Origin of the sequence: Mucilaginibacter terrae, assembly GCF_031951985.1 — a bacterium.
GTDB lineage: Bacteria > Bacteroidota > Bacteroidia > Sphingobacteriales > Sphingobacteriaceae > Mucilaginibacter > Mucilaginibacter terrae_A.
Genome location: NZ_JAVLVU010000001.1, coordinates 3,549,097 through 3,561,391 on the forward strand (window position 1 = coordinate 3,549,097; position 12,295 = coordinate 3,561,391).

General features: G+C 42.4%; 10 protein-coding genes. 7 read left to right on the top strand and 3 right to left on the bottom strand.

What is annotated here, in order from left to right; genetic code table 11:
* Positions 1 to 137 precede the first annotated feature (137 nt).
* Positions 138 to 1,037 (bottom strand): glycosyltransferase, encoded by a 900-nt coding sequence (locus QE417_RS15035; RefSeq protein ID WP_311951288.1) that lies wholly within the window; start codon positions 1,035 to 1,037, stop codon positions 138 to 140.
* Positions 1,038 to 1,130: 93 nt separating this feature from the next.
* Here QE417_RS15035 and QE417_RS15040 point away from each other — a divergent pair, with 93 nt between their 5' ends.
* On the top strand, positions 1,131 to 2,969 hold the full coding sequence (locus QE417_RS15040) for an ABC transporter ATP-binding protein (protein ID WP_311951289.1): 1,839 nt from the start codon (positions 1,131 to 1,133) through the stop codon (positions 2,967 to 2,969).
* A 31-nt stretch (positions 2,970 to 3,000) separates the two neighbouring features.
* Here the strand turns inward: QE417_RS15040 and QE417_RS15045 are convergent, their stop codons facing one another.
* Entirely contained in the window at positions 3,001 to 3,858 is an 858-nt protein-coding gene (locus QE417_RS15045; protein WP_311951290.1) for an FkbM family methyltransferase, read from the bottom strand.
* 115 nt (positions 3,859 to 3,973) lie between these two features.
* Here QE417_RS15045 and QE417_RS15050 point away from each other — a divergent pair, with 115 nt between their 5' ends.
* Complete coding sequence (locus tag QE417_RS15050; RefSeq protein ID WP_311951291.1) at positions 3,974 to 4,921, top strand: nucleotide-diphospho-sugar transferase; 948 nt, start codon at positions 3,974 to 3,976, stop codon at positions 4,919 to 4,921.
* 55 nt (positions 4,922 to 4,976) lie between these two features.
* Here QE417_RS15050 and QE417_RS15055 read toward each other — a convergent pair whose 3' ends face one another.
* Positions 4,977 to 5,618 carry a porin family protein gene (locus QE417_RS15055; RefSeq protein ID WP_311951292.1) on the bottom strand — a complete coding sequence of 214 codons (642 nt, stop codon included), beginning with the start codon at positions 5,616 to 5,618 and terminating at the stop codon, positions 4,977 to 4,979.
* Between the two features lie 160 nt (positions 5,619 to 5,778).
* Between QE417_RS15055 and QE417_RS15060 the strand changes: the two genes are divergently transcribed.
* The 5 genes from QE417_RS15060 (at position 5,779) to QE417_RS15080 (ending at position 12,237) form a co-directional block, all read left to right on the top strand.
* Positions 5,779 to 7,509: a glycoside hydrolase family 3 protein gene (locus QE417_RS15060; protein ID WP_311951293.1), complete on the top strand. Its 1,731-nt coding sequence runs from the start codon at positions 5,779 to 5,781 to the stop codon at positions 7,507 to 7,509.
* Between the two features lie 324 nt (positions 7,510 to 7,833).
* Entirely contained in the window at positions 7,834 to 8,430 is a 597-nt protein-coding gene (locus QE417_RS15065) for a carboxypeptidase-like regulatory domain-containing protein (protein ID WP_311951294.1), read from the top strand.
* Positions 8,387 to 10,333 carry a TonB-dependent receptor gene (locus tag QE417_RS15070; protein WP_311951295.1) on the top strand — a complete coding sequence of 649 codons (1,947 nt, stop codon included), beginning with the start codon at positions 8,387 to 8,389 and terminating at the stop codon, positions 10,331 to 10,333. Before QE417_RS15065 ends, QE417_RS15070 begins: the two co-directional genes overlap by 44 nt.
* 171 nt (positions 10,334 to 10,504) lie before the next feature.
* Positions 10,505 to 11,131: a nicotinamide riboside transporter PnuC gene (gene pnuC / locus QE417_RS15075; protein WP_311951296.1), complete on the top strand. Its 627-nt coding sequence runs from the start codon at positions 10,505 to 10,507 to the stop codon at positions 11,129 to 11,131.
* On the top strand, positions 11,128 to 12,237 hold the full coding sequence (locus QE417_RS15080) for an acyl-CoA dehydrogenase (RefSeq protein ID WP_311951297.1): 1,110 nt from the start codon (positions 11,128 to 11,130) through the stop codon (positions 12,235 to 12,237). Before pnuC ends, QE417_RS15080 begins: the two co-directional genes overlap by 4 nt.
* Positions 12,238 to 12,295: the final 58 nt, after the last annotated feature.

Consider the following 12,295-nt stretch of genomic DNA (forward strand, 5'->3'; position numbering starts at 1 on the left):
GAAGCCCTTTTTTGTTTTCGCAAAGGTACGATTTTAAGCCCTCATTAACAATGAGTAAACAAAATAGTGACATTGAGTTAGCTAATGCATTACGGCAGGAATGTTTATGTAAACATCCGCGTGCCTTACTGACCAAATTATATTCTCCCCTCTGTTCGGGCAGCCTTATATGCTTTGGGTATAAAATTGTGCAGCTTTAAAAATAACGAAGGAAATTTTTTCAAAAAAACATTGTTTTGCCATAAAACTTTGTAAGCCACAGATTTTGGTATTCCCGATTTAATTAAATTGTCAACAAATACTCTGAAAGTATATTTTTCAATTGAAAGGCGTTGGCTGTAAGAGATTTTTTTTACTGCAACAGGCAATTTATCGATCCATTTTTCCTGAAACTTCAACACATTAATCAACCAGTCTTTATTAAAGTTACCCTCCGAAAAATGATGCAGTAGTACTTCATAAGTAACAACTACTTCATAATATTGCCTTACAGCCATCGAAAAATCAAGATCATAGGCGTGAAAGCCCTTAAACGTATTTTCATCAAAGCTAACCTTTTCCAAAACCTGCCTGGTAGTACAAAACCATACGCCATCTACACATGCAACAGGTTCAAAAGCTGCGTTGTTGGGGTTACGACAAGTGAGATAAGCTTCACGATTGCTGTACTTAAAACCCTGAATAATGTTAATATAATAAGTATCTTCTGCCTGCATACCTACCCACCCCGACGGGCTTAAGGGTTTATATGAACTACCCAAAACACCAACAAGACCAATCTGAGTGTTTTGATTAAAGAGGTCTATAATAGTCTTTCCCCAGTTTTGTGTTTTAATGGCAATGTCTTCATGTGCAAAACATACTATATTATATTTTGCCCGGCTGGCGCCCTCATTATAAACGGCACAAATTCCTCTTTTGCCTTTACTGTTATCAATGGCAATAATTTCAAAAGGCACCCCAATAGTATCGGCAATATTTTGGCTTACATTAGCCAGCATGGTTTTGTTAACCGATGATATAATAACTGAAATCATGCAGGTGTTTAATAATCATTGCAAAGCTATAAAATTTATTAGCCGGGGGCGTTAGTTAAAAAATACCTAATTTTGCAGGCTTATATGTTTTAGATGAAGACTTATTTCAGGTTACTTTCTTTTGCCAAACCCATCGAAAAGTTTGCAATTCCTTATATCATCTGTACTCTTTTTTCGGTATTTTTCAGTACGTTAAACTTAACGCTTATTGCTCCGTTACTGCAAACCCTGTTTTCTGACAAAGACAAGTGTGCTACTCCTCAACCGCAGTTAACAAGCGCTCCCTCATTGTTTGATCTTGGCGGCACGTTTAATTATTATGTTAACCTCATGATAAGCCATTACGGAACATGGGGAGCCCTGCAATTTATTTGCAGCATAATTATAGCATCGGTTATTCTGGCTAACATATTTAAATATTTTTCGCAGCGTACCATGGAAAACATGCGTAATCACACCTTGCTAAACATACGCCGTACCGTATTTAATAATGTAATGAACCTGCACATGGGTTTTTTTAACAATGAGCGCAAAGGCAATATTATGGCCAAGGTTACGTCAGATGTGCAAACGGTACAGTTTTCGGTAACGGGTACATTACAGGTAATATTTAAAGAGCCATTGCAAATAATTTTTTACCTATTCGCTTTATTTGCCCTGTCATTTAAACTAACCATTTTTTCGTTGCTGGTGGTTCCGGTTGCCGGCTTTGTAATATCGCGTATTGTTAAAAAACTAAAAGCGCAAGCTGTATTATCACAACAGGTATACAGTAACATGATCAGCTACCTTGACGAAGCTCTTACCGGTATTAAAATTGTTAAAGCATTTAATGCAACCGAACACATTAAAGATAAGTTTCATGCAGAAAACAAGCGATACACCAGCATAGTAAAAGCAATGGCGCGCAGGCAGCAATTGGCCTCTCCGGTTTCTGAAACGCTGAGTATAATTATGGTATCGGGTATTGTATTGTACGGCGGTTATCTTGTTTTAAATCATCAATCTTCACTTACAGCAGCAGCATTTATAGGCTATGTAATACTGTTTTCACAATTGATGCGCCCGGTTAAATCTATTTCCGACTCGTTTACCACCATACATTCGGGTATTGCTGCCGGAGAACGTGTTTTAGAGCTGATAGACGAAAAATCTGCCATTAACGATGCCAAGGATGCTGTTGTGTTGAAGGGTATGAATGAAGGACTGGAATTTAAGAACGTGACCTTTGCATATGGCGACAAAGAGGTACTTCATAATATAAGCCTTAAAATACCTGCGGGTAAAACCGTAGCATTGGTTGGCCCTTCAGGTGGGGGCAAATCAACCATGATGGATTTGATACCTCGTTTTACCGAAGTAAAAAGCGGCGAGATATTGGTTGACGGGATAAACATAAAAAATGTAACCATGCACTCCCTCCGCGATTTGATGGGCATTGTAAACCAGGAATCGATATTATTTAATGATACAATTTATAATAACATAGCCTTTGGCAAACCCCAAACCACTCCCCAAAAGGTTGAAGCGGCAGCACGTATAGCCAACGCGCACGACTTTATCATAAACACCGAAAACGGCTATCAAACCACCGTAGGCGACCGGGGTGTAAAACTATCGGGCGGGCAAAAACAGCGTATTTGTATTGCCCGTGCTGTTTTAAACAACCCGCCGCTCATGTTATTGGATGAGGCAACCTCGGCGCTCGATACCGAATCGGAAAAACTGGTGCAGGATGCTTTGAACAACCTTATGAAAGACCGCACCTCGGTTATTATTGCCCACCGCTTAAGTACCATTCAAAACGCCGATATGATTATTGTAATAGAAAACGGGCAGGTGGCCGAACAAGGCACACATTATGAGCTACTACAGCAAAACGGGTTGTATAAAAAGCTTATTGATATGCAAACATTTCAAACCGAGGCATAAGCCAGTAATTATGTCATTGGTGTAGCGGTAACTATTTGAAAAAATCCACTTCGGCCGCAATTACTTTATCTGCCAAATCATCGTCTTCGCAATGAAATGCAATAACATCATAGTATGGAAAAGCTCCTTCTTTTTTACGCATGTAGTTATAAAGCAAGGTTATTTGATCGGTATCTATGGTAGTAAGATTTATGAGTAACTTACCGAAGTTGTCGTAAAATAAAAGCTTATTGTATCCTGACTTGTTTAAAATCTTAAACATTGTAACGCCATTCTCACCCTGTTCTTCCAGGTAAGCTGCGTCGTATTCAAAAAACAGGATCGTTTTATTTTTTTCAATAAGTGTTATTGCTCCTCTTAAAATTTTAAAATCAAAGCCATCTGTATCAATCTTTAAAAGCTTTATGTTGTTTATATTGTTAGCAATGGCCAAATCTGTTAAGCTCTTTACCTCAATTTCGCTACCAGCTTTTAAGTTTAATTTTGCGGTTCCATCGCTTACTTCAGTAGCTCCACTCTTTGTCTCATTGTTCTCACCTAAAAATGCCTCATAAGCGGTAACATTATTAAATTGTTGCAGGTTAGTTTGTAGCAATTTGTAATATTCATGCTCACCTTCAAAACAAAAAATAGGTTGTTTTACATCCGCACTTCTAATTAAAGCAACACTATCGCCAATATTAGAACCAACATCAATTATGCTATAACTACTATATTTTTCTTCAATATATTTAGCCAACCTTGGTAGGTTTCTCGAGTAGTATTTGTGCGTTTCAAGATAGCTTTGTATTGGATGCTGGGCATTAGCCCAAAGTGTATATTGGCCAACTTTAACCTGTTTCAAGTCTGTAGGTGCATTATTCTTTTTGAACAAGTTTTTAATCTTCATGATAGTTAATTGAAATTTGGCAGCTGTAAAGATAACAGTAAACATGTGTAAAGCAGGCAATTTTTAGTACATGTGTTGATTTCGTTTACTCATAATAAAAGGGCAACTTTGCCGAATGAGCGCATCAAATTACAATACCCTTTCGCCGGTACTGTTTATAGTATTTAATCGTCCGGATACTACAAAAATTGTATTTGATGCAATTGCGGCTGTGCGTCCCAAGGCTTTATACATTGCCGCCGATGGTCCGCGCCAAAATAAAGATGGAGAGACCGAAAAATGTGAGCAGGTACGCAAAATTACACAGCAGGTAACATGGCCCTGCAAAGTTGAAACTCTTTACAGGACGCAGAACCTTGGCTGCAAAGATGCTGTTTCATCTGCTATTACCTGGTTTTTTGAGCAGGAAGAAGAAGGCATAATTTTGGAGGATGATTGTGTGCCCTCGGCTGATTTTTTTAGGTTTTGTGATGATTTATTAGCTAAATACAGAGACGATACTCGTGTAAGTATTATAGGTGGGACCAATCTTCATAACAATCAATTATTAGGTAACGGGAGCTATTATTTTTCAACTATGACTATCATCTGGGGTTGGGCAAGCTGGCGCCGTGTTTGGAATAAATACGACACCAATTTAAGCTGCTATGAATTGCCCGAGGCCGAAAGACAACTCGAAAAGGTATTGGATAACCAATATATTTTACAAAATTGGACAGAAATATTTAGCAAGTTAAAAGCAGGTGAAATAGATACGTGGGATTATCAATTTGCTATTATCAATTATTTTGAAAACATGGTGAGTATATTGCCAAACTATAATTTGATAAGTAATATAGGTCATGGGGCAGGTGCCACCCATACTTTAAACCCTGATAATGCTTATTCAAAAATCCCATATCAGCAATTGCCCTTGAAAATTATTCATCCGAAGTATATTTTACCCGAGTATGATGCAGATGCAAAAGTGTTAAATCAAATGTTTGATGTTGATAATCGGATGAAAAAAGACAACCACCCGCGCCGCAAGTTTAAACGCTGGCTTAAAACGCTGTTTAAATAAAAAGGGCCGCCCGTAGCATACCGGGCGACCCAATTGATAAATAAAAAAGGAACTGCTAAAACTTAAAACCTAACCCTACCTGCCAAACCTGGTTACGGTAATCGGGCACGCCCGAGCTACCGTTAGGGTTATTCTCTTTAAAATCGATAGTGTAACGGCCGCGCAGCTCAACATTGCGGTTTAAATCAAACGCTATACCGGCCACACCGCCTAAAAAGGTCTTATCGCCATTATAACTGTAACGGCTTTGGTAGGTCACATTAAAGCCATCATAGTATGTGTTGCGCGTGTTCATCAAAAATGAAATTTGCGGACCGATAACCACGTTAAATCCCGGCGTTAGTCGCAGCTTGGCCAGCAAAGGCACATCAATAAAATTTGCGCGTTGTGCAAAATCGCCATAAACGGTATTGGCACGGTAGCCTTTTTGCGAATACAAAACCTCGGGCTGGAACGATAGCGGATAGATGATAGGAATATCAATAAACAAACCCACATTGGCGCCCAGCTTGGTATCCGTACTAAAATCGGAGTTACGCGAACTTACCGTGTTGGCAATGTTTAATCCGCCGGTTAAGCCTACTCGGGGCTGGTAAAAATCATCAGATGCCCTTTGTTTGCGGTAACCCCTCCGCTGGGCATCGGCAGTGCCGGCTATAAGCAGCACCATGGCTGCTGCAAATAATATTTTTTTCATTGTTTATGTCGTTTTAATTCACACTGAATGCTTTATAGATGCAATAAATACGCACAGGTTTATTGTCACTCTAAAATATTTTTGTGCAGCAGGCGTAAACATTAAGCAAATTTTACGCTTATCATGTTCAGGTTTATTTACTTTTGACCTTACAAAGGCCATGACACTTTCAAAAATCCGCATAGTTTTTACCACATTAGGTTTACTGGCAACAGGCAGCGCTTTTGCCCAGCAGCCCGATTATATAACTTCATTAAACGCATCCAACCACTGGGTCGATTCGGTTTTTAAAAAGCTGAACCGCAAGCACAAGGTATCGCAACTGTTCTTCATAAGAGCGCATACCAACAAGGGCAAAGCCTATGAAGATTCGGTAGCCAAGGTGATCAAAAAGGAACAACCGGGCGGATTGGTGTTTTTTCAGGGAGGCCCGGTAAGGCAGGCAGCGCTAACTAACAATTATCAAAAACTATCGCCTATACCATTGCTGATTGCCATGGATGGCGAGTGGGGTTTGGGCATGCGTTTGGATTCGACCATCTCCTACCCGTACCAAATGACCCTTGGGGCTATACAGGATGAAAACCTTATTAAGCAAATGGGCCGCGAGGTAGCTTATGATTTTAAGCGCCTGGGTATGCATATTAATTTTGCCCCGGTGGTTGATGTAAACAATAACCCCAACAACCCGGTAATTAACTACCGCTCATTTGGAGATGATAAGTATAAAGTTGCCCTGCGCTCGATTGCCTACATGCAGGGCATGCAGGAGGCTGGTTTGATCACTTCGGCCAAACACTTCCCCGGCCATGGCGATACCAATGTTGATTCGCACTATGATTTGCCTTTGCTAAACTTTTCTAAACAACGCTTAGATACCCTTGAGGAATACCCTTTTAAACAAGCAATACAAGCAGGCATAAGCGGCATTATGGTGGCTCACATGAGCATTCCGGCATTGGATGCTACCAAAAATCTGCCATCATCGTTATCAAAACCTATTGTTACAGGCTTGCTTCGCGATAGCCTCGGCTTCAAAGGACTCATATTTTCGGATGCCATGGAGATGAAGGGCGTAGTAAAATATTTCCCTGATGGAGAGGCCGATTTGCGTGCATTTATGGCCGGTAATGATGTTATCGAGCTGTCACAAAACTCTTGCCGGGCTATCCGCAAAATAAAAGTAGCAGTTCGCCACGGCGATATACCTGAAGCCGAATTGGATGCCAAGGTAAAGCGGGTACTAACGGCTAAATACTTTGCTGGGTTGGCCGCCTATCAACCAGCCCGTGCAGACAGCATTTCCCAAAACCTTAACCGCAGCGAAGCTAAAGAGTTGGTACAAAAACTGAGCGATGCCGCCATAACCTTACTGCAGGATAATGTATTACAGCAATACAACCCGCTGCTAAAAACTGCTTTGATAAGTATAGGTGTAAATGCTGCAACTCCTTACCAGCAGGAATTAGCAAAAACGTATACTAACAGCACTCTTTTTACACTCGAAAAAACGGCCTCGGCTGCACAGGTGAACAAGTTATTGAGCGATGTACGCGGCTACAGCCAGATCATTGTGGGGGTGCATGATACGCGTCTTCGTCCGCAAAGCAAGCTTGATTTTAATGCTGATGTTAAGAACGCTATTGTGCAGTTAGCCGCTTACCCTCATAGTGTGGTTAGCCTTTTTGCCAATCCGTACACATTAGCAGGCATGCCGGGTATTGAAAAGGCCGGAGCTTTGTTAATGGGCTATCAAAAAGATGATTGGATGCAACGCGCAGCAACCAAAGTTATAACCGGACAGTTAAGTCCGAGCGGTAAGTTGCCCGTAACCGTTAATGCTTTTTTTGTAAACGGAAGCGGCATAAGTACCAGCAAATCAGCTATGTAATTGCCAAATTTTCAAAAAACGTAACCTTGGTGTTCGAATATTAAATACAAACTATATATTTGCCTCATAATTTCTTAAGGGGTGCCTTGCTTTGAGCAATCAAAACACAAAGACAGGCTGAGATCATACCCAAGGAGTTGTTGTTAGTTACAAGTTGTTAGTTATTGGTTTCGCCTGTAACTCACAGTCCCAACACACAACAATCTCCTGCACCTGATCCGGGTAATGCCGGCGTAGGGACGAGGTAAACATGTTAAGTGTACTGCACGCAATTTACACCCTTAGCGGGCAGATGGTTTAACGTATTTTTATTCAAAACACACATTGAAAAATTTCTTTTGGGCACTTGTGGCCTTGCTGTTGCCAACCATGGCATCCGCCCAGTTTTCCGTATCGGGGAAAATTACTAATGAACTTACCGGGCAACCTTTAGCCGGGGCAACCATTATTTTGCAAAGCCTGCAAACCAAACCCAGCACTGTTAGCGGTGCCAACGGCACTTATGAGTTTACTGGTGTAAATGCCGGTAGTTATGTGCTTAAAGTAAGTTACGTAGGCTATATGGTAACAAACAAAGCTTTTAACCTGAGCAGTAACACCACTCTTGATGTATCACTTGTACCGGCCGATTTTATTGCCGACGAGGTTACCGTAAGTGCTACCCGTGCATCGGCCAAATCGCCAACGGCATTTACTAACCTGAAAAAGGCCGATATTCAGAAAAACAACTTAGGGCAGGATTTGCCTTACCTGTTAAACCAAACCCCATCGGTAGTAACCACTTCTGATGCAGGTGCAGGTGTGGGTTATACCGGCTTGCGCATTCGCGGATCGGACGGTACGCGTATTAATGTTACCGTAAATGGCATTCCACTAAATGATGCCGAAAGCCAGGGCAGTTTCGTTTATCAACCTGCCTGATTTTGCTTCATCGGTAAATAACATTCAAATTCAGCGTGGCGTGGGTACTTCAACCAATGGTGCCAGTGCATTTGGTGCCAGTTTAAATATTCAAACTACCACCCGTCAGGATAGCGCTTACGCCGAAATCAACACTTCGGCCGGCTCATACGGAACGGTTAAAAATACCGTAATGGCCGGTACGGGCTTACTCAACAACCATTTTAGTTTAGATGCCCGCCTGTCGCGCATTGCATCTGATGGTTACATTGACAGGGCTACATCAAACCTATTATCATACTACCTGAGTGGCGCTTACTATGGCAAATCTACCACTTTACGCGCCAATGTATTTGCCGGGAAAGAACGCACCTATCAGGCTTGGAACGGTATACCTGATTATATTATTGGCGACCCTGCTTATGCTGCTACTGTTGGGGTAAAAGATGTGCGCCGCTATAACGAATTAGGATTAATATCGGGTGATGATAATTACAGCAAAGCCGTGTTCTATAAAGACCAGGTTGATAATTATCAGCAAAACCACTATCAATTACTGGTAGATCAGGTAATTAGTCCTAAACTAACTTTTAATGGTGCACTGCATTACACCAAAGGCGGCGGCTATTATGAAGAGTATAAAAAAGATCAAAAGGTAACCGATTATGGCCTTACACCTGCCATTGTAAACGGAGGGCCGGTTAATACAACCAATTTAGTACGCCGTTTATGGTTAGATAATGATTTTTACGGCATAACCTACTCGCTCAATTATCGCCCCGAAGCAGGCACCAACCTTATTTTGGGCGGCGCTTACAATGAATACAAGGGTGCGCACTTTGGTAACATAATCTACACTTCGCAATCGGCAGGTATTACGCCCGATTATGAGTACTACCGCGATGATGCCAAGAAAACCGATTTCAATATTTTTACCCGTGGCGAGTGGAACTTAGGCAAGTTTTTGCTGTATGCCGATATGCAATACCGTCACATTAATTATTCGTTCCTGGGTTTCGACCGTAATCTGAACAACGTACAGCAGGATGCCGTAATGAATTTTTATAATCCTAAAGCCGGTGTTACCTACAACATCAGCAATAGCAGCAATGTGTACGCATCTTTCTCGGTAGGTAACCACGAACCTAACCGTAACGATTATACCAACTCAACCCCGCAAAGCCGTCCAAAATCTGAAAACCTGAAAGATTTTGAAGCAGGTTACCGTGTAGCAGGTAAAAACTACAGCGTAGGCATCAACGGCTTTTATATGCTATATAAAAACCAACTGGTGCTAACCGGTGCCTTGAATGATGTGGGTGCTAACATACGCACCAACGTTGATAATAGCTACCGCGCAGGTGTTGAGTTAGATGGCCGTTTAAACCTCACATCGCAGTTAACCTGGGCTGCCAACGTAACCCTGAGCACTAATAAAGTTAAAAACTACATACAGGTTTTAAAGGATGATGATACTAAAAAGTTTATTGAGCAGCAATACGGCAAAACTGATTTGCCATTCTCGCCTTCGTTCATAGGTGGCAGCGAAATAAGCTTCCGTCCGTTTAAAAGTGCCGAAATTGCCTTGCTGAGCAAAGTAGTAAGCCGCCAGTATTTTGATAACACATCAAACCAAAACCCAACCGGTTACACTATCGATCCTGCGCTGGCTAACAACAGCTTTGCAGCTAACCGCTACCTTAATGGTTATTTTGTGAATGATGTGCGCCTGGGCTACAATTTTGCCGTTAAAGGTTTAAAAAGCATTGGTATAACACTGCTGGTAAATAATATCTTCAGCACTAAATACGAATCGAACGGGGCTACTTATGCAGGCATAAGCGGTGGGTATGTGTATAACTACAATTATTTCTTCCCGCAGGCCACGCGTAACTTTTTGGCCTCGGTTAGTTTGAAGTTTTAACCTCACCCCGGCCCTCTCCAAAGGAGAGGGAGTCAAAGGGAAAAGGAGCTACAAAATAAATAAATGTGTCTTTGCGAGGAGCGATAGCGAAGTGGCAATCTCATCAAGGCGTCAACTTGCATGAACAGATTGCCACGCTACGCTCGCAATGACAATTAAGAAAAAGGGTTTATGCACCACTGGATACAACTATTCATCGAACAAATGCGGCACACTACGCCATTGGAGTGGCTTGCTGTAATGTTGGGCGTAACCGAGGTGTTACTGGCCCGCAAAAACAGTGTGTGGCTTTACCCGGCGGGTATTGGCAGTTCGGCCATCAGCATTACATTATTGTTAGAGGTTGGGCTGTATGCCGAATCGGCCTTGAGCATGTATTATGTGATTATGAGTATATACGGCTGGTTTTTGTGGGTAAGGCGTGAAGGTGAACCGCCGGTACAGATAGCCTGGGCTACCCGTAACGAGTGGGTTATTACCCTGCTTATAGCTTTTGGCGGCTGGGGTGTAATTTATTCGCTACTTCATCAATTCACCTCATCAACCGTACCGTTGTGGGATGCCTGGGTATCATCAACCGCGTGGGCAGGTACCTGGTTGCTGGCGCGTCGCCGTATTGAAAATTGGGTAGTGCTCAACGTATCAAACCTGTTTGCAGTTCCGCTGCTTTTCCATAAAAACCTGGTGTTGTTTGCCGCTTTAACTACCTTTTTATTCATTGTTGCCGTTTTTGCCTTTTTCGATTGGCAAAAAATTTACCGCAGGCAGCAAAACCCTGCATCTGCTACATCTGTATGAAAAACCAACAACACCCGTCAAACCTGCTCAAACCCGAGTGGGTAAAAGCAATACGCGCCGAAGCTTTCGCCGCCGAAGAAGCCGGTATGTTGCAGGCCGGTCAGCTCCAACTAATTTACGAGCAGCAATGGTTTAAAATGCTGGTGCCAAAAGCTTATGGCGGCTTAGAATTAGATCTCCCCGCACAAATACGCCTTGAAGAAGCCCTGAGCTGGGCCGATGGCAGTTTAGGATGGGTGGTTACCCTATGCGCCGGGGCTTGTTGGTTTGGTGGTTTTATTGATATAGATGCTTCACAGCAAATATTTAATAACCCAAAAGTATGCCTTGCAGGCAGCGGAGCATCAACCGGCACGGCAGATAAAGTTGATGATGGCTATATACTTAACGGCCATTGGCGCTATGCAAGCGGTGTTAAACATGCCACGCATTTTACCACCAATTGCGTAATTCAGGAAGATGGCAAGCCAATATTAAATGCGGATGGCAGCCCGCTGATTCTATCATTTGTGGTAGATGCCAACCAGGCAAACTTAGTACCTGCCTGGAAATATGTAGGCATGATGGGCACCGGCAGCCATGCCTTTACGTTAGAGAATGTACATGTACCCGCTAATCGTTCATTCCGGATTATACCCGAAGCTACGGTTGTGGATACGCCTTTATACCGTTACCCTTTTTTACAACTGGCCGAGGCTACACTGGCTGCCAACATGAGTGGCATGGCCCTGCACTTTGTTGATTTATGTGAACTGATATTCGAGCAAAAGCTACGCGAATCGACACGGATGACAGAGGCCAACAAGGTTACGCTTATGGAAGATTTGCAGGCAGTGAAAGACGATATACAAAACTTACGTAATGAGTTTTACTATGCGGTAGATGCATCATGGTACGCAGCTTTGGCAGAACGGGAAATACCTGTTGATTTGCTAAATGGCGTAAGCCATACCAGTCGCCTACTGGCCCGTGCCGCACGCGAAAGTGTAGACCAACTTTACCCGTACTGCGGCCTGCAAGCTGCCGCCCCCAATACCGAAATTAACCAGGTATGGCGCGATTTACACACCGCCAGCCAACATGCGTTATTAACGTTTGTAGATTAAGCATTCAACTTTCACTGAAACAAAAATGGCCTGAGATTATCTCGGGCCATTTTTCGTT